15 protein-coding genes are annotated in these 17,648 nt (G+C 72.6%); 6 read left to right on the forward strand and 9 right to left on the reverse strand.

The features are described from left to right. Positions 1-10 precede the first annotated feature (10 nt). Entirely contained in the window at positions 11-937 is a 927-nt protein-coding gene (locus tag MUY14_RS05325) for an ABC transporter permease (RefSeq protein ID WP_247021387.1), read from the reverse strand. Beyond that, a complete protein-coding gene (locus tag MUY14_RS05330) occupies positions 934-3,795 on the reverse strand; it encodes an alpha/beta fold hydrolase (protein WP_247021389.1) in 2,862 nt (953 codons plus the stop codon). The genes MUY14_RS05325 and MUY14_RS05330 overlap by 4 nt, the downstream gene beginning before the upstream one ends. 305 nt (positions 3,796-4,100) lie before the next feature. On the opposite strand from MUY14_RS05330, the gene MUY14_RS05335 reads away from it, so the two are divergent. From MUY14_RS05335 to MUY14_RS05345, 3 genes are read left to right on the forward strand one after another with little or no spacing between them, the layout of a single operon-like run. Further along, the gene (locus MUY14_RS05335) at positions 4,101-5,063 is read left to right on the forward strand and encodes a TerC family protein (RefSeq protein ID WP_247021391.1); all 963 of its coding nucleotides are present in this window, start codon (positions 4,101-4,103) and stop codon (positions 5,061-5,063) included. Positions 5,064-5,103: 40 nt separating this feature from the next. Further along, entirely contained in the window at positions 5,104-7,044 is a 1,941-nt protein-coding gene (locus MUY14_RS05340) for a S9 family peptidase (protein ID WP_247021393.1), read from the forward strand. Beyond that, on the forward strand, positions 7,044-7,676 hold the full coding sequence (locus MUY14_RS05345; RefSeq protein WP_247021395.1) for an HAD family phosphatase: 633 nt from the start codon (positions 7,044-7,046) through the stop codon (positions 7,674-7,676). Before MUY14_RS05340 ends, MUY14_RS05345 begins: the two co-directional genes overlap by 1 nt. On the opposite strand, the gene MUY14_RS05350 is transcribed toward MUY14_RS05345, so the two are convergent. The 4 genes from MUY14_RS05350 to MUY14_RS46775 all read right to left on the reverse strand — a co-directional run bounded on the left by MUY14_RS05350 (position 7,658) and on the right by MUY14_RS46775 (position 11,563). Then, positions 7,658-8,314 carry an RES family NAD+ phosphorylase gene (locus MUY14_RS05350; protein ID WP_086861703.1) on the reverse strand — a complete coding sequence of 219 codons (657 nt, stop codon included), beginning with the start codon at positions 8,312-8,314 and terminating at the stop codon, positions 7,658-7,660. The two genes, MUY14_RS05345 and MUY14_RS05350, sit on opposite strands and share 19 nt — an antisense overlap. A gap of 51 nt (positions 8,315-8,365) precedes the next feature. After that, complete coding sequence (locus MUY14_RS05355) at positions 8,366-8,947, reverse strand: DNA-binding protein (protein ID WP_247021397.1); 582 nt, start codon at positions 8,945-8,947, stop codon at positions 8,366-8,368. 355 nt (positions 8,948-9,302) lie between these two features. Continuing rightward, complete coding sequence (locus tag MUY14_RS05360; RefSeq protein WP_247021399.1) at positions 9,303-10,280, reverse strand: LacI family DNA-binding transcriptional regulator; 978 nt, start codon at positions 10,278-10,280, stop codon at positions 9,303-9,305. A gap of 125 nt (positions 10,281-10,405) precedes the next feature. Further along, positions 10,406-11,563 carry a helix-turn-helix domain-containing protein gene (locus tag MUY14_RS46775; protein WP_281506260.1) on the reverse strand — a complete coding sequence of 386 codons (1,158 nt, stop codon included), beginning with the start codon at positions 11,561-11,563 and terminating at the stop codon, positions 10,406-10,408. A 157-nt stretch (positions 11,564-11,720) separates the two neighbouring features. Here MUY14_RS46775 and MUY14_RS05370 point away from each other — a divergent pair, with 157 nt between their 5' ends. Beyond that, positions 11,721-12,179 carry an MmpS family transport accessory protein gene (locus tag MUY14_RS05370; RefSeq protein WP_247021401.1) on the forward strand — a complete coding sequence of 153 codons (459 nt, stop codon included), beginning with the start codon at positions 11,721-11,723 and terminating at the stop codon, positions 12,177-12,179. 42 nt (positions 12,180-12,221) lie between these two features. Then, entirely contained in the window at positions 12,222-12,968 is a 747-nt protein-coding gene (locus tag MUY14_RS05375) for an ABC transporter permease (protein WP_247021403.1), read from the forward strand. Here the strand turns inward: MUY14_RS05375 and MUY14_RS05380 are convergent. Genes MUY14_RS05380 through MUY14_RS05390 form a run of 3 tightly spaced genes read right to left on the reverse strand, consistent with a single transcriptional unit; the run spans position 12,952 to position 15,973 of the window. Then, entirely contained in the window at positions 12,952-13,638 is a 687-nt protein-coding gene (locus MUY14_RS05380; RefSeq protein WP_247021405.1) for a histidine phosphatase family protein, read from the reverse strand. The genes MUY14_RS05375 and MUY14_RS05380 overlap by 17 nt on opposite strands. Before the next feature lie 10 nt (positions 13,639-13,648). Further along, a complete protein-coding gene (locus MUY14_RS05385; RefSeq protein WP_247021407.1) occupies positions 13,649-15,532 on the reverse strand; it encodes a Na+/H+ antiporter in 1,884 nt (627 codons plus the stop codon). 33 nt (positions 15,533-15,565) lie between these two features. Next, positions 15,566-15,973 (reverse strand): nuclear transport factor 2 family protein, encoded by a 408-nt coding sequence (locus MUY14_RS05390; RefSeq protein ID WP_247021409.1) that lies wholly within the window; start codon positions 15,971-15,973, stop codon positions 15,566-15,568. 55 nt (positions 15,974-16,028) lie between these two features. Between MUY14_RS05390 and MUY14_RS05395 the strand changes: the two genes are divergently transcribed. Next, positions 16,029-17,414 carry a carboxylesterase/lipase family protein gene (locus tag MUY14_RS05395; RefSeq protein ID WP_247021411.1) on the forward strand — a complete coding sequence of 462 codons (1,386 nt, stop codon included), beginning with the start codon at positions 16,029-16,031 and terminating at the stop codon, positions 17,412-17,414. The last annotated feature ends 234 nt before the right edge of the window (positions 17,415-17,648 follow it).

The raw sequence follows: 17,648 nt of genomic DNA on the forward strand, positions 1-17,648 counted from the left end.
CGTACCGGCTTCAGCTCGTGATGTCCTTCCGGGCGAACCGCCGTCCGGCGTAGAGGAAGAACACCGTTCCGTAGATGACCGCCGAAAGCAGGCCGCTCGCCAGGTTCGTCCAGTCGACGTCGGTGGAGATCAGGTCCATCCACGAGAACGCGTAGTGCGTCGGCAGGTAGTTGCGCAGGCCCTCCAGCGCCGTGATCTGGTCCAGGATCTGCGACAGGATCGCCACCAGCACCGCGCCGCCGACCGCGCCCAGTGGGGCGTCCGTCGACACGCTCAGCGCGAGCGCCAGGCCGGCCACCCAGGCCAGCTGCAGGATGATGTACACAGTGGACAGTGCGATGGCCAGCAGGCTGTCGCCGAACGAAACCGCGTCGCCGGTGGGGCTGATCGCGTCGCCCGCGCCGTACCAGAGCACGCCGACGCCCAGTGCTACCAAGGGCAGCAGCACCAGCGCGGACGCCGAAAGCAGCCCGGACACGATCGCCTTCTGCCGCAGCACGCGCCGCCGCGGCACCGGCACCGACAGCAGGTACTTCAGGCTCGACCACGACGCCTCGCTCGCGATCGTGTCGCCGAAGAACAGCGCCACGATCATCGGCAGCAGGAACGTCCCCGACACGAACAGCGCCAGCACGACGAAGTTCGGCGCGGACGCGGTGGCCAGGTCGACGAACCCGCCGCTGCGCCGGTTCGGGTTCGACTGCCCGGCCTCGAACGCGAGGACCAGGATGAACGGCAGGATCGCGACGAACCCGAGCAGGAACTGCGTGCGCCGCCGCTTGAGCTGGCGCCGCAGCTCGACGCCGAGCCGCAGCGTCCGCCGGGCGCTGTAGCCCTCGACGGCGCCGTCCGGCCCGACGCCGGCGTGTTCGGCCGAAGCGACGTCGCTCAGCTCGTCCAGCGCGTGCGGGTCGGTGTGCACCCCGGAATCACTCACGACTCTTCTCCGACCAGTTGCAGGAACGCGTCTTCCAGCCGGCGCCGGGGCCCGGCCTGCTCCACCGCGACGCCGGCGCGCACCAGCGCGGCGACGCCTTCGGCCCGCGGCAGCACGCCGAGGTTCGCGTGCACCAGCTCGCCCTCGACGTCGACGTCGGTGACGCCGCTGAGCGCCTTGAGCGCGGCCGCGGCGGCCGCCGGGTCGTCGACCCGGAACGTCGCCTCGCCACCGGCCGCGGCCAGCTCGCCGACCTCGCCCGAGGCCACCAGCGAACCGCGGTGCATGACCACGACGTGCGTGCAGGTCTGCTCGACCTCGGCCAGCAGGTGGCTGGACACCACCACCGTGCGGCCGGTCGCGGCGTACCGCTTCAGCACCTCGCGCATCTGGTGGATCTGGGGCGGGTCGAGCCCGTTGGTCGGTTCGTCGAGCACCATCAGCTCCGGCAGGCCGAGCATGGCCTGCGCGATCGCGAGCCGCTGCCGCATGCCCTGGCTGTAGGTCCGCACCCGGCGGTCGACGGCCGAGCCGAGCCCGGCGATCTCCAGCGCCTCCGCGAAGTGCGCCTTGTCGGCAGGCCGCCCGGTCGACGCCCAGTACAGCGCCAGGTTCTCCCGGCCGGACAGGTGCGGCAGGAAGCCGGAGCCCTCGACGAACGAGCCGATCCGCGAGAGCACCGGCGCGCCGCCGGTGATCTTGTGGCCGAAGACGCGGATGCTGCCTTCGGTCGGCGTGATCAGGCCCATCAGCATCCGCAGCGTGGTCGTCTTGCCCGCGCCGTTCGGCCCGAGCAGGCCGAGCACCTGGCCCGGTTCGACGCGGAAGGAGAGGTCCTTCACCGCGACGAACCCGCCCGGGTACTGCTTGCGCAGCCCTTCGATGACCAGCGGTGTCGTGGCCAGCTCGGGGTCGACGTCGGTGGCCCGGCGCCGGCGCAGCGCCGCGAAGAGCACCGCGGCCAGGCCGATCGCCAGTGTCACGCCGATGCCGGCCAGCTGCCCGACCGGGGCCGGCGAGCCGACCGACGTCCCGGGCACCACCGGCACGGCCAGCGCGGTGCCGCTCGCCAGCGCGATCCGGAACACCGCGGGCGAGGCCGGGGCCGCGAACGCCTGGTCCGTCGTGCCGACGACGAGCCGCAGCGAGTGGCCGCCTTCGATCGGGCGGACGACGCCCGGCAGCGTCACGGTGACGTCGACCGGCGTGCCGTCGGCGGGCAGCCCGCTCACCCGGAACGGGGCGATCGCGTTGGCGGGCAGCACCCGCGAACCGTCCTGCCCGACGTCGTAGAGCTTCGCGAACAGCACCGCGTCCGGCTGCGGGTGGGCCGGGTCCGCGGCGACCCGCAGCCGCACGGTGGACGAGCCGCTGACGACGACCTGGCTGTCGACCGGGGCCGTGGTGAACTGCGCGGCCTGGCCCGGCGGGTCGTTGCTGAAGAGCGCGCCGAGCCGGGCGGAGCTGCTCGCGACGCCGTTGAGGCCGGGGATGCCGCTCACCGCCGCCGGGTTCGCGCCGGCCGGGCGCACCACCGCCTGGGCGGGACCGGACATCGCCAGCAGCCGCCGCTCGGTCGCGGGGCCGGTCAGGCCGGGGTAGGTGCCGGCGTTGACCGTGCGGACCGACGGCGTCCCGTTGGCGCGCAACGTGCCCTGGACGTCGTAGCTGAAGCCGGTGCCCGGGTCGCCGCCGTTGACCGCGGTCCACAGGAAGTCGCCGATCTTGGCGCGCAGCTGCGGGCCGGGCTTGCCGCCGTCGTGGCCGCCGGTGTACCAGACCGTCTTGACCTTGCCGCCCGCCGCGGTGATCTGCCGGGCGCTGGCGTCGGACTGGTCGAGGCCGAACAGCGTGTCGCTTTCGCCCTGCACCAGCAGCGTCGGCACGGTGATCTTGTCCGTCACGGACGCGGGGGACACGCGGCGCAGCAGGTCGACGCTCGCCTGGCTCGCCTGCCCGGTGGTGCCGAGCTCGGTGTAGGCGCGGCAGACGGCGGCGGTGAAGCGGCCGCACGGGTCGGCCGGGCCGCCGCGGGGGCCGCCGCCCGCACCCGGGGGCGCCGCGGGGACGGCGGCCGCGGCTCCGGCGGCGCCGGCGGTGCTCGTGTCGGTCTCCTGCCCGGCTTCCGGCGCTTCGGCCGACGGCGACCCGCTCGACGCGGCGCCCGAGCCCGCCGAGAAGAAGATCCCGGCCCAGCTCTTCTTGAACACGCCGTCGGTGGCGAACGCACCGGCCGCCGGGGTGCCCGAAGCCGCCGGCCCCGGCGTGGCCGCGTTCGGGACCAGGCCCTGCGCTAGGTCGTTGTAGGTGATCACCGGGGCGATCGCGTCGACGCGCTTGTCCGTGCCGGCCAGCAGCAGCGAGAGCGCGCCGCCGTAGGAGGCACCGGTGACCGCGACCTTCGGGTCGCCGTTCGGATCGGTCGTCACCTGGTGCTGCGCGACGAGCCGGTCGATCAGGTGGCTCGCGTCGGCGACTTCGCCGTCCGGGTCGTTGAGCCCGATCTTGCCGGTGCTCTTGCCGAACCCGCGCGCGGACCACGTCATCACGACGAAGCCCTTCCGCGCGAGTTCGCGGGCGTCGTCGGCGACGCTGTTCTTGTCCCCGCCGAAGCCGTGCGCCAGCAGCACCGCGGGCGCGGGCACGGTGGCGGGGAGGTAGGTGGTCGTGTCGATCTTGACCTGCTCCGCCGAGCCGGGGGCGGCGGGCAGGTCGATCAGCGCGTCCTGCGTGGGCACCGGCGCGGGTGCCGCGGGCCGCGTGATCCAGAAGACCGCGCCGGCGGCCAGGACCACGACGACGGCGGCGAGCGCGGTGAGGCGGGCTCCGCGGGTGCGCGGGAGCGGGATTCGGGGCACGAAGAGAAACTATTCGAGGTTTGCTGAGAGTGCTCCGCGTGGTTCACAGCGATCACACGCCAGGAGACCACCTGGTGGACTGAAGTGACCGAAATTACAGGACCAACCCGGTGACGTGCGGCGTTCCGGCTGGCGTTCGGGTGGGGGTAACCGGCAGACTGGAACGGCTGTGAGGGGAGTATTCCTTCGCGGCGGTGTCGTCAGCACGGTGGCCCTGCGCCCCCGGCACCGTCGGCCGGTGTTTTCACCGGCGGGAGAGACCTCCGGTTAGTTGCTCATGCGCACTATCCGGAGGTTCTGGTTCCATGACTGTCCCCCTGTGGCTGTGGATCGCCACGATCGGTGGCCTGCTCGCGCTCATCGCGCTCGACCTGGTCATCGTCGATCGCAAGCCGCACGAAGTGACCACGGGGGAAGCCGCTCGCTGGGTCATCTTCTACGTCTCGTGCGCCGTGCTCTTCGGTGCGGGCGTGTGGATCTTCGCCGGGCACGACCCGGGCGTCGAGTTCTTCACCGGGTACATCACCGAGTACTCGCTGAGCGTCGACAACCTGTTCATCTTCATGATCATCATGGCGTCGTTCAAGGTGCCCGCCATCCACCAGCACCGCGTGCTGCTGGTCGGCATCCTGCTCGCGCTGGGCTTCCGCAGCATCTTCATCGCCATCGGCGCCGCGCTCATCGAGCAGTTCGTCTGGGTCTTCTTCCTCTTCGGCGCGGTGCTGGTCTGGACCGCGGTCAGCATGCTGCGCGGCAAGGGCGAGGACGAGGAGTACCACGAGAACGCCGTCACCCGGCAGGTCCGCAAGATCGCGCCGGTGACCGACGACTACCACGGCCACCACTACACGGTGAAGCTCAACGGCAAGCGGATGATCACGCCGATGCTGCTGGTGATCGTGGCGATCGGCTCCGCGGACCTGCTGTTCGCGGTCGATTCGATCCCGGCGATCTTCGGCATCACCCAGGAGGCGTTCCTCGTCTTCACCGCCAACGCGTTCGCGCTGATGGGGCTGCGGCAGCTGTACTTCCTGCTCGGCGGCCTGGTGACGAAGCTGGTCTACCTGACCTACGGCCTCGCGGTGATCCTCGCGTTCATCGGCGCGAAGCTGTTCCTGCACGCCCTGCACGAGTACCACGTCGTGCCGGACTGGCTGGACATCAACAACTGGATCTCCCTCGGCGTCATCATCGTGGTGCTGACGGTGACCACGGTGGCCAGCCTGGCCAAGGCCCGGCGCGACGAGCGCAAACAGGTCGCCGCCTAAGTCGTTCGCAGCGCTAAAGATTTCCGGTACGGTCGGGGGCGTGCGCCCTGCCGACATCGAAGACCTCGTCGTCCCCGGCCGTCCCGCCCTGCGCGGAAACCTGCTGCTCACCGCGCTGAGTCAGCCCGACCTGAAGGCGAACGCCGCCCGCGGCGAGCTGCGGCGGGTGTCGCTCGACGGCGGCGAGTCCGCGTGGACGCACGGGCCGCGCGACTCCGCCCCGGCGATTTCGCCGGACGGGCGCTGGGTGGCCTTCCTCCGCGCGGGGGAGGGCAAGGGCGCCGACGGCAGCCCGCAGCTGCACGTGATGCCGTCCGACGGCGGGGAGGCGCGGCGGCTGACGTCGCTGCACCTCGGGGCCGGTGAGCCGGTGTGGGCACCGGACTCGCGGCGGATCGCGTTCACCGCGCGCGTGCCCGACGCCGGCCGCTACGGGACCGAGGACGCCGACGGCGAGACCCCGGAGCCGGCCGCCGAAGCCCCGCGCCGGATCACGCGCATGGACTACCGGCTCGACGACGTCGGCTTCGTGCGCGATCGCCCGCAGCGGCTGTTCGTCGTCGACGCGGCCGGGCCCGCCGAGGCGCCCGAGCCGCTGACCGGCGCCGGGTTCGACGCGAGCAACCCGGTCTGGACGCCCGACGGCACGCGCGTCGTCTTCATCGCGCCGCCGGAGTGGGGTGCGGAGGAGACCGACTTCCGCGACGTCTACGCGATCTCCGCCGAGGGTGGCGAGCCCGAGGTCCTCGTGCGCGCCGACGGCTACTCCGAGCGCCCGGCGTTCGGCCCGGACGGCACGTTGTTCTACTTCGGACAGTCCTTTGCGGAGCACCGCGAAGCCGGGATGACCGGACTCTACGCGGCGAAGCCCGAGTTCGGCGCCGGCCCGGTGAAGGCCCGCCGGCTCACCGACATCGAGACGGTGGACTGCGAATCGTCGGCGGGAGCCCCCGCCCCGCGCGGTGCCGACGTGCTCGTGGCCGTCCGCAACCGCGGCGCGGTAGAGCTGCGCGCGGTCGCCGTCGACGCCGTCGACGCGCCGCTGGCCGACCTGCCGGTGGTCTACGCCGACCGGACGGCGCTGCGGTCGTTCGCGCTCGACGGTTCGGTGCTGGCCGCGGTGATCGCGACGCCGTCGACCTCGGGTGAGGTCGTGCTCCTCGGCGACGGCGGGCCTCGGGTGCTGACCGACTACTCGAAGCCGTTGCGGGACAAGGGCATCCGGCCGATGATCGAGCTGGAGACGACCGCGCCGGACGGCTACCCGGTGCACGGCTGGCTGGTGCTGCCCGAAGGCGAGGGCCCGCACCCGGTGCTGCGCGTGGTGCACGGCGGCCCCTTCACCCAGCAGGAGTGGGCGGTGTTCGACGAGGCCCAGGTGTACGCGGCGGCGGGCTACGCCGTGGTCGTCGGCAACCCCCGCGGTTCGGCGGGCTACGGCCAGACCCACGGCCACGCGATCACCCACGGCTTCGGCACGGTCGACGTCGACGACGTCCTGGCCCTGCTCGACAAGGCGCTGGAGCGCCCGGATCTGGACGCCTCCCGCGTCGGCGTGATGGGCGGGTCGTACGGCGGTTTCATGACGAGCTGGCTGGCCGCCCACCACGGCGAGCGCTTCAAGGCGGCGTGGAGCGAGCGCGCGGTCAACGCGTGGGACTCGATGGTCGGCAGTTCCGACATCGGCTACTTCTTCGTCGACGCGTACATCGGGTCCGATCCCGAGGTGCAGCGCGACCGGTCGCCGCTTTCGCACGCGGCGAAGATCGAGATCCCGTTCGCGGTGGTGCATTCGGAGCACGACTGGCGCTGCCCGCTGGAGCAGGCGGAACGGATGTTCGTGGCGCTGCGGCGCGCGGGCGCCCCGGCCGAAATGCTGCTGTTCCCGGGCGAAGGCCACGAGCTGACCCGGTCGGGCCGTCCGCGGCACCGGGTGCAGCGCTTCGAAGCGGTCCTGGAGTGGTGGGCCCGGCACCTGTAGTGCGCGGCCTGGTCTGCTTCGACGTCGACGGCACCCTCGTGCCCGGCACGACTTCGTGCGCGTGGGTGGCCGCGGTGCTCGGGCACGAGGCCGAGCTCCGCGCGGCCGAAGCGGCGTACGACGCGGGCCGGATGAGCAACCAGGAGGCGTCGGTGATCGACGCCCGCGGCTGGGCGGGGCACACCGAAGCCGAGGTCCTGGCTCGGCTCGAAACGCTGCCGCTGGTCGCCGGGATCGGCGAGACGGTGGCGTGGTGCCACGACCACGACCTCCGCCCGATCCTCACCACGCTCGCGTGGGCGCCGGTGGGCCGGATGCTGGCCCGGCGGTTCGGGTTCGACGCGTACTGCGGCCCGGTGCCCGAAGCGGTCGGCGGCCGCTACACCGGCGAGGTCGCCGAGCACCTGGACGAGTACGGCAAGCGGGACTTCGCGCTGGCCCAGGGCTTCGCGCCGGAGCTGTGCGCCGCCGTCGGGGACAGCCGGTCCGACCTGCCGCTGTTCGCCGCCGCCGGGCTGAGCATCGCCTTCAACGCGGCACCCGCGGCCCGGGCCGTCGCGACCCACGCCGTGGACTCCGGCGACCTGCGGGCGGTCGTGCCGCTGCTGGAGCGTCAGTTCAGCAGCGTGTAGTTCAGCTCTTCGCAGACCCGGCCCAGCGGGACGTCGAGACCCGGGTGGTCCAGCGGGAGCAGCACGTCCGGCGCGATCGGCAGGGCCGCGCCCGCCGGCGGGTCCCACAGGCAGATCGCCGGGTCGCCCGAGTCCATCGAGGAGCGGTACCAGAGGCCGTCGAGGTCGCTGAACGCGCCGCGGATCGCGCGGGCCCACGCCTGCGTGAGCTTCTTCGGGCCGCTCGAGATCTCCTGGGAGGCGCCCACCCGCGTGGGCCAGAGGCCGGTCAGGTCGAGCAGGCGCAGCGTGCGCGTCGGGCGGACGACGACCAGGCGGGGGCCGCGCGTGCGGCGGTCCACCGTCGAGCTGGTCTGGAAGACCTCGGCGATCGACGTGCGGACCGTGAGGCCGAAGTAGAGGACGCCGTTCGCGGGGTCGGTGACCGGCGCGCCGCCGCGGCCGGGCGGCTGCTGGTCGAACCGGCCGTGCGGGAGCGGGCCGGTGTAGCGGAACGAATTCCACTGCTGGGGGTGGTTGCCGTGCGCCGTGAAGATCCGCACCAGCCTGGTCGCGGGCTGGACCGTCACCACGTCGTCGGCGCGGTTCAGCTGCCGGACCAGGACGGATCGGGCGGGCGGCAGCGGTAGCCGGGCCATGGGTCGGGGGTGGTCCGTCCTTGTCGGTGATCTTGCTCGGGGAGGTCCAGCCTAGAGTGGCGAGCCGAGCGTGGCGATGAGGCGGGCGACGTGGTCCGGATCACCCCCGGACAGGAGCCACTGGCGAGGGGTCGCCGCGTGGTCGTTGATCACCAGGTCGGGTTGCGGTGTGCTCATGAAGGCGGCGACGACGAGCGCGGGCTGGTCCTCGGGCAGCGCCTTCAGCACGACCTCGAGGCCGGGGAGCACACCGGAGCCGGCGAACTGCCAGGCCGGGAGCTTCCAGCCGCCGTCCTTCCAGCCGGTCAGCCTGCCTTCCTTGAGGCGGTGCCGGATCCGGCTGTCGTCGACGCCGAGGGCCCTCGCGGCCTCGTTGACGCTCATCGCCCCTTCGGCGAGCACGGCGTGGGCGGCGACGGTGCGGGCCCGGAAGTCCGGTTCGTCCTCCCGCCGCGGCGAAAGGTCGAGGCCGACGTCGGCGAGCGCCGCGCGCTGGTCGGCCGAGAAGTAGTGCGAGGGATCCGGATTCGGCGGGGAGAGTCTGCGCGCCGCGTCTTCGACGAGCGTCAGGAACTCGTTCGCGTCGACCTTCAGGCCCGCCTTGGCGAGGATGTTCTCCAGCGCTACAGACATGGGGTTCAGCCTAACCCGAAACAGCGCGCGTGTGCGGGTTCGTGCGGTTTCTTGCCCTGTCTGTGGGTGAATTCACCAGAGATCGACACTTACCGCACATCACTCAACACGTTGAGTAGGCAACTTCCGGCTAGTCTGACCGCATCGGGCGAGCTTGTCCAGACCCGTGACGTCTTGACACTCCGGGCCCCGCGGTCCTACGTTCCCTGTCAGTAAACGATTTCCGCTCCGTGCTCACAGGATCCGGCGGATTCCGCGCCGGTCATGGGGGACACAGGGGGTGGGGCGTGCCTGGGGGGCCCGGCACGAGCCGGCCCCCCGGGCACGTCGCTCTCCGGTGTTCGTGTACCGCCGGTCAGCGGCGGGAGCTCTTCCGTTCGATCAGCCGGGCTTCGAGCGTCGTCGTGGTCGCTTCGCGGCCGCTGTCGGCGATCCGGGCCAGCAGGAGCTGCGCGGCCACCCGCCCGACCTCGTACGCCGGCTGCGCGACGACCGTGAGCGGCGGGTCGATCAACGTCGTCCAGGGCGCGTCGTCGAACGAGACGATGCCGACGTCCAGCCCGGGCCGCAGCCCCCGCGACGAGAGGGCTTCGAGCACGCCGATCGCCATGGTGCTGTTCGCGACCAGCAGCGCGTCCGGCGGCGACGGCTCGTCGAGCAGCTCGAGCGCGGCCAGCCGGGCGCCTTCGGCGCGGTACTCCGCCCGCCGGGACAGGACGTTCGTTTCGCCGACGACGTCGCCGTACCCGGCCAGGCGGTCGTCGGCCGTGCGGACCCCGGCGGGGCCGGTCAGGCACCCGACGCGCCGGTACCCGCCGGCGAGCAGGTGCCGGGTGGCCTCGGCGGCGGCGTGCCGGGTGTCGACGAGCACCTGGTCACCCGCGTCGGCGGGCAGCGGCCGGTCCACCGCGACCAGCGGAGTCCCTTGGCGGCGCAGGCCTTCGACGTTCGTCGACCGCCCGGTGGGGGACAGCACCACCCCGGCGACGCGCTCCTGCAGCGCGACCTCGATGTAGCGCCGTTCCTTGTCTTCGTTTTCGTCTGAGTTGCACAGCACGACCGAGTAGCCGGACCGCTGCGCGAGGTCTTCGACGCCGCGCGCGATGGCGGTGAAGAAGGGGTTCTCGACGTCGGAGATGATCAGCGCGAGGACGGCGGTCTCCTGCCGCCGCAGGTTCCGCGCCAGCCCGTTCGGGTGGTACCCGAGCTCGGCGGCCGCCGCCTGCACCCGCGCGGCCAGCGTGGGGTCCACAGTGGACTTCCCGTTGAGCGCGCGCGACACGGTCGCGGTGGAGACGCCGGCCCGCGCGGCGACGTCGCTGATGGTGGCCACACGCCCTCCCTGATCACTCGTCGAGGGGGAGGATAGCGCTCCTGGTAGTCGTTTACCGTCCGCTTACCTTGCCGGATGAAGCACCACTTCCGGTTGACCGCGCGGGTTACGCCGAATGGCGCCGATCACGCCCCGTGGTGTCCACAGTGGAGGTAGGCGCGCGGGGTGAGCCCGGTGAGCGCCCGGCAGTCCCGGCTCAGGTGAGCTTGATCGGAGTACCCGGCGGCGACGGCGAGCGCGGCGAGGTTCGGCACGTGCGGGGCGAGGGCGATGGCGCGCTGGAGGCGGGCGACGCGGAGGTAGGTGGCGGGCCCGTAGCCGACGGCTTGGACGAACCGGCGGCGCAGGCGCCGCTCGCCGACGGTGGCGGGCTCGGCGGAATCTTCGACAGACGCACCTCGCGGCGCAGGAGTGGTGGGGAGTGTTGGTGGGGCGACGGCTTGCGCCGCGTGGGTAGCGGGCAGTGCTGCTGGGTTGCCGGCTTGCGCCGCGCGGGTGGTGGGGAGTGCCGCTGGGTCGCCGGCTTGCGCCGAGCGGGTTGCGGGGAGTGCAGTCGGGTTACCGGTTCGCGCCATCCGCGCCTCTTGCGCTGCGCGGGTGGCGGGGAGTGCCGCTGGGTCGTCGGCTTGCGCCGAGCGGTTGGTGGGGAGTGCGATCGGGTCGCCGGCTCGCGTCATCCGCGCCTCTTGCGCCGCGCGGGTATCGGGGAGTGCCACCGCGTCGCCGGTTCGCGCCATCCACGCCTCTTGTGCCGCGCGGGTGCTGGGGAGACCCATCGCCGCGCCAGGCCGCGTCAACCGTGTGTCTCGTGCCGTGCCGGTACTGGGGCGCGCCACCGCGTCGGCGACCCGGGCCACTCCCGCTTCCAGCCGGGCCACCAGCTCCGCCACCGCCGGGTCCGCCGGGGGTGCCTCCGCCAGCCGGGACGCCACCACCGCCGCCGGTGTCACCTCGCCCGCCAGCAAGCGCTCCGCCAGCAGCTCCCCTTCCCGTCCCCAAAGGTCGCCGAGCGGTACCCGGCTGTCGCGCAGCTCGTCCGCCGCCACCCCGAGCACCGCGCCGGCCCGGCCGGGCACGAACCGCACCCCGTGCAATTCCGCTCCCGGGTGGGTCACCGACGACCAAGCCGTCGTGTCCGGGCCCGCCACGAACACCGAGCCGTCGCCCACCACCAGGTCGAGGCAGCCGTCGGGGACGATCCGCTTCGGGCCCGCCGATACCGATCGCCACACGCAGCGCGCCACGCCTGTCAGCAGTGCCGGTGGTGGCGCCTCTTCGTACACACCCCGATGATGCACCCGGGGACCGACAAAACCCGAGCCGCACCCGTTTGGGTGAAAGTTGGACATCTCGGCCACGGCGGCTAACGCGGAGTTAGGTCACGGCGAGATATAGGCGACGCACTCGACGGAAGTGCGCGCGACGAGAGAAGACCTCTCCATGGGTGTTCCCACCGCGACCCACGAGCACCGCGCCCGCACTGCCGGGAGCGTCGTCGTGGTCCTGGGTGTGCTCGCCGCGGCCTTCGCGGTGACGTCGTTCATCGTGCCGCGGTCCGCGCGCGGGCCCGCCAAGGAAGCGCCCGTGGCCGCGACGGTCGCGCCGGCCGCCGTGCGGACGGTCAGCCGGACCGTCGTCTACGAACTGCTCGGCCCGGACGGCGCCCGCAACGTCACCTACGCCGCCGCGGGCTCGGCGCTCGCGCAGCGGGCCCAGGTGACGACGCCGTGGTCGGTCACCTTCACCCGGACCGGCCCCGCCGACCGCACCGAGTTCTACAGCGTCGCCGCGCAGAACCCCGGGCCCGGCGAACTTCGCTGCCGGATCGTCGTCGACGGCGTCGTGGTCGCCGAGAAGGCCGTCGCCGAGGCGGGACGCCTCTTCAGCTGCGCCGTCTGAGCCCGGCCACCCGAGCCCCCGAAAAGAGGGAAGATCGGCGGCGTGCACGACGCCGCGATCACCTTCGGGCCCGCTTTGGTGGCGGTCCTGGTCCTGCTCGCCGTCGCCGGGGCCGCCGTCGTCCGCTGGGGTGAGCTCGGGCAGGGCCGCGCGGTGCTGGTCGCCGCCGCCCGGGCGGTCGCCCAGCTGGCGCTGGTGTCGCTGGTCATCACCGCGGTCCTCCGCTCGGCCCCGCTCACCGGCCTGTTCGTGCTGCTGATGTTCACCATCGCCGCGGTGACGTCGGCGCGGCGCGTCGGGACCTGGGCGAACCTGCCGTGGACCGCCGCGGCGATCGCCGCCGGGGTCGTGCCCGTGCTGGCGCTGGTCCTCGGCGCAGGCGTCGTCCCCCTGAAGCCGATCGCGGTAGTGCCGATCGCCGGCATCGTGATCGGCGGTGCGATGACCGCGACGTCACAAGCCGCGCGCCGGGCGCTCGACGAGCTCAAGTCCCGCCACGGCGAGTACGAAGCCGCGCTCGCCCTCGGCTTCCTGCCCCGCCCGGCCGCCCTCGAGATCTGCCGCCCGTCGGCCGGGCACGCGCTGATCCCGGCGCTCGACCAGACCCGCACGGTCGGCCTGGTGACGCTGCCGGGCGCCTACGTCGGCGTCCTGCTGGGCGGCGCCGGGCCGATCGAAGCGGGGTTGACGCAGGTGCTGGTGCTGATCGGGCTCCTCGCGGCCGAAGCCGTCTCGATCCTGGTGACCGTGCAGCTCGTCGCGGCCGGGAAGCTCAGCCGAGCGGCGTAGCCAGGTGCCCGGTGTCGTTGAAGCGCCGGATGATCCAGGTGTCGCCGTGCAGCACCAGGTGCGAGATCGAGCCGTTGTCCGCGCCGAGGAACGCGAACCGCTCGACCGAGCGGCCGGCCTGCGCGAACACCTCCCCGATCACGCCGCCGTGGGTGAACACGGCGACGCGCTGGTCCGGGTGCGCGGCCGCGATCCGCGTCAGCGCGCCGCGCAGGCGGGCGCCGAACCGCTCGTCGGATTCCGCGCCCGGGATGACGTCCCAGCGCTGCTCGCTCCACAGCCGGTCGACGATCGGGTGGCCTTCGGCGGTGTACTTCCGGAAGAGCCCGTTTTCCCAGTCGCCGAGGTGGATCTCGCGCAGGTCCGGCTCGACGACCGGGGTGATCCCGAGCTTCTCCGCCAGCGGTGCGGCGGTTTCGGCGGTGCGGCGCAGCGTCGTCACATAGATCGCGTCGATCCGCTCGCCCGCCAGCCGGTCGCCGACGCGCCGGGCGTGGTCGCGGCCGTCGGGGGCGAGCTCCGGGTCGGCCTGGCCGTCGACCAGCTCGAACGGGTTTTCGCCTCGGGCGGGAGCCGACTCGCCGTGCCGCACCAGGAAGATCTCCGTCGCGCCCGGCGGCGGGCTGAAGCGGTGCTGGCGGTACTCGATCTCCTGCTCAGGGGTGCTCATGGCCCCGACATTATCCGAGTTGCTTGTCCACGAAACACCACCGCCAGGTCTCCCCGGGTTCGAAGCTCCGCATCACCGGGTGCCGGCTTTCGTGGAAGTGCCGGGTGGCGTGCCGGCGCGGCGAGGAGTCGCAGCAGGCGACGTTGCCGCACTTCAGGCACATCCGCAGGTGCACCCAGGTGGTGCCCTCCTCGACGCAGGCCGCGCAGGTGTCCGGCGAGCTGGGCTCGCGCTCGACCCACTCGTGGGCCAGGTGCTTGCACGAGCCGGCCGTCGCGGCCGGTGTGCGCAGCTCGCGGCCTTCGACTTCGGGCTCTTCCTCGTCGCGGTCCAGCATGGACTCTTCGATGTCGAGCCGCTCCAGGACCTTCCGCAGGACGTCGTCGTCGGCGCTGCCGGCGTCACGGGCCTTCAGGAACTGCTCGCGTTCCACCTCGAGGAGCTGGATCCGCAGGCGGCGGTAGGCGTCGCTCGGCGTCTCGGCGAGCACGCTTTGGCGGCCGAGCTGTTCCCACGCGGAGTCGGAGCGGTTCTGCAGCCGGTCGCGGATGCGCTGGATGATCTCCGGCGGGTCGTCCGGCCGCTGGATCTCCTCGAGCTTCGCCAGCGCCGCCGTGGTCATGTCGTGCAGCACGGACGCTTCCTGCAGCGCGTCCTCCGCCGGGTCGGGCCGCGGCAGGCGCAGCCGCCGGATCAGCGGCGGCAGCGTCATGCCCTGCACGGCGAGCGTGCCGGCCACGACGACGAACGCGGCAAGCACCAGCACGGCCCGCTGCGGGGTGTCCGCCGGCAGCACGAAGGCCGCGGCGAGCGTGACGACCCCGCGCATGCCCGCCCAGGAGATCACCGCCGAGTAGCGCCACGGCCAGATCTTCGACCGGGTCTTGCCGGGCAGGAACCGCCGTTCCAGCCGTTTCACGGTGCCGATCCCGACCAGCCACAGCATCCGCGTGAAGATCGTCGCGGCGAGCACCGCCACGCAGATCCACGTCAGCATGCCCAGCGACAGCCCGGATTCGCCCACTTCGGACAGGATCCGCCGCAGCTGCAGGCCGATCAGCAGGAAGACCATGTTCTCCAGCAGGAACGCGATGGTCTGCCAGTTCAGCCTGCTGGCCAGCCGGGCCGAGCCGGAGAGGATCTTCGGTGCCTTGTGCCCCAGGATGAGCCCGGCGACGACCACGGCGAGCACGCCGGACCCGTGGATCGCCTCGGTCGGGATGTAGGCGATGAACGGCACCGCGAACGACAGCGCGGTGTCCAGCACCGGCTCGTTCAGCCGGGCGCGGATGAACGCGGCCACGAACCCGACGACCAGCCCGAGCACGATCCCGCCGATGGCCGCGCGCAGGAAGTCGGCGCCGACCTGCCAGAAGCTGACCGAGCCGGCCAGCGCGGCGATGGCCGTGCGCAGGGCGACCAGCGCGGCCGCGTCGTTGAAGAGGCTCTCGCCTTCGAGCAGCCGGATCAGCTTGCGGGGCATGCCGACCCGGCGGGCCACGACGCTGGCCGCGACCGCGTCCGGCGGCGCCACGATCGCCCCGAGCGCGATGCCGCCGGCCAGCGGGAGGCCGGGGATCACCGCCCAGGCGACCAGCCCGACCCCGAACGCGGTGAACACGACCAGCCCGACCGACATCAGCCCGATCGCGCCGCGGTTCTTCCGGAAGTCGACCAGCGACGTCTGGATGGCCGCCGAGTACAGCAGCGGGGGGAGCAGGCCGAGCAGCACGACCTCGGGGTCGAGGTGGTACTCGGGCACGCCGGGGACGTACGACGCCGCGACGCCGACGACGATCAGGCACAACGGGGCGGACCAGTCCAGCCGCCGCGCCACGGCGCTGACGACGAGGACCGTCACGACCAGCGCCACTATCTCTGCCGCTATGTGCACGGGGTAATCATTACCCGCCCGCCGCGGCGGGTGTCACCTGGCCAGCTCGGGGAGCACTTCGGCGACCAGCTGGGTGTCCATGTACTCGGTGATCTCGCGGATCCGGCCGCCCTCGAGCCGGAAGACGAAGCAGTACTGGTTGTCGTAGCGCTGCCCGGTCTTGGTGGCGACGCTGCCCCGCGTCTCGACCACGACGACGTCGTCCTCGGCCACGAACCGGCTCGCGGTGCTCGTGTAGACGCCGTCGAACTGCTCGCCGAGCGGCCCGAGCAGGTCCCGGCGGACGGAGTCCTTGCCGGCGAAGCTGCCGGACCAGCTGTTGTGCCCGCCGACGGTCCAGGTGACGTCGTCGGCCATGGCGGCGACCAGCGGCCGGATGTCGCCGGTGGCCCAGGCGTCGAAGGCGGTTCTCAGGAGTTCCTTGTTTTCGGCTGCGCTCATGGCTGGTAGTCAACACGCTGGAGCGCGCTCCAGGGCAAGTTCGTAGGCTGGGTTCGTGACGACGGTGGAGACCGCGGCCGGCGCTCTGCGCGGGTCCGAGCGGGACGGGGTCAGGACCTTCCTCGGCGTGCCCTACGCCGAGCCGCCGGTGGGGGAGCTGCGGTTCCGCGCGCCCCGGCCGGCGCCGCCCTGGTCCGGGCTCCGCGACGCCGTCGAGTGGGCATCCCGGGCACCGCAGCCGGAGCTGACCGGGCGCGGCATCACCGGCGACGAGGACTGCCTCTACCTGAACGTCTACGCGCCGGCGGCGCCCGGCTCGTACCCCGTGCTCGTCTGGATCCACGGTGGCGGCGGCGTGATGGGCGCGCCGCACCAGTTCGACGCCTCCGCGTACGCCCGCGCCGGCGTGGTGGTCGTGACCGTCGCCTACCGGCTCGGCGTGCTCGGGATGCTGCACCTGCCCGGCGTCGCCGACTCGAACCTGTCCCTGCGCGACCAGGTCGCGGCGCTCGGGTGGGTGCGCGACAACGTCGGCGCGTTCGGGGGTGACCCGGGCCGGGTGACGCTCGCCGGGCAGTCCAACGGCGGCCGCACGGTCGGGACGCTGCTCGCCGTGCCCGCCACGCGCGGGCTGGTCCACCAGGCGATCGTGCAGAGCGGCACCGGCGTCGGCTCGGTCGTGCACACCCCGGCCGAGGGCGCGGCGATCGCTTCGGCGGTCCTCGCCGAGCTGGACGTCTCGCCGGAGGACCTCGCGACTCTGCCCGTGACGCGGATTCTCGCGGCGCAGCAACGGGTTTCGGCGGTGTCCGGCACGAAGGTGACCTACCGCGTGGTCGTCGGGGACGAGCTGCTGCCGGAACGCCCGCTGGACGCCGTCCGCGAGGTCCCGCTGCTCATCGGGACGACGGCCGACGAGGAGGACCTGTTCAGCTGGCTGCAGTCGGGTGGCGCGAAGCTCCTGGGCGTCGGGTCGACGATGCTGGACGCCACCGAGGTCGAGAAGGCCGTCTCGGCGTACGGCGAGTTGCTCGACTGGCCCGAAGAGCAGATCCGCAACCGCGCGCTGACCGCGGGTGACTGGTGGATCCCGGCGATCCGGTTCGCCGAGAGGCAGCCGGCCGCCTGGATGTACCGGCTCGACTGGCGGATCGCCCCGCGCGGCAAGGGCCTCGGCGCGCCGCACGGGCTGGATCTGCCGTTGACGTTCGACGACATCCGCAACAAGAACTGGCGGTTCCTCTTCGCCGGCCGGACGTTCCCGGCCGAGCGCATGCAGGCGATGGCGACGGAGATGTTCGGCGCCTGGGTCCGGTTCATCGCGACCGGCGACCCGGGCTGGCCCCGCTACACGGGCGACGACCGCGTGACGCATCTCTTCGACGACGTCTCGACGACGGTCTCGGACCCCGACCGCGCCCAGCGCCTCCTCTGGGAATGACCGAGGCGGCCGGCGGCGTGCATCGGCCCGTGTGTAGCAGAAGGGCGAGTGGCTGCGACCTGGTACTCGTCCCCGATGCCCACGCGAACCGGAGACAGCTGGATGAGCTCAGATGCCCGTCCGGATCTGGCTCGACAACCCTCGTTCGGTCTTGCGCTCGGTGACGCGGCCATGGCAGCTCCTGACCCGGAAGCAGGACGCCTGGCCGCGGTGAAGAGCCGGGACCATCGGCCG

Origin of the sequence: Amycolatopsis sp. FBCC-B4732, assembly GCF_023008405.1 — a bacterium.
In the GTDB taxonomy this organism is placed as follows: Bacteria; Actinomycetota; Actinomycetes; order Mycobacteriales; family Pseudonocardiaceae; genus Amycolatopsis; species Amycolatopsis pretoriensis_A.

Coding starts and splice junctions, on each gene's coding strand:
- MUY14_RS05335 (WP_247021391.1), top strand. CDS start 4,101: ATGACTGTCCCCCTGTGGCTGTGGATCGCCACGATCGGTGGCCTGCTC.
- MUY14_RS05355 (WP_247021397.1), bottom strand. CDS start 8,947: ATGTCTGTAGCGCTGGAGAACATCCTCGCCAAGGCGGGCCTGAAGGTC.
- MUY14_RS05380 (WP_247021405.1), bottom strand. CDS start 13,638: ATGAGCACCCCTGAGCAGGAGATCGAGTACCGCCAGCACCGCTTCAGC.
- MUY14_RS05350 (WP_086861703.1), bottom strand. CDS start 8,314: ATGGCCCGGCTACCGCTGCCGCCCGCCCGATCCGTCCTGGTCCGGCAG.
- MUY14_RS05370 (WP_247021401.1), top strand. CDS start 11,721: ATGGGTGTTCCCACCGCGACCCACGAGCACCGCGCCCGCACTGCCGGG.
- MUY14_RS05390 (WP_247021409.1), bottom strand. CDS start 15,973: ATGAGCGCAGCCGAAAACAAGGAACTCCTGAGAACCGCCTTCGACGCC.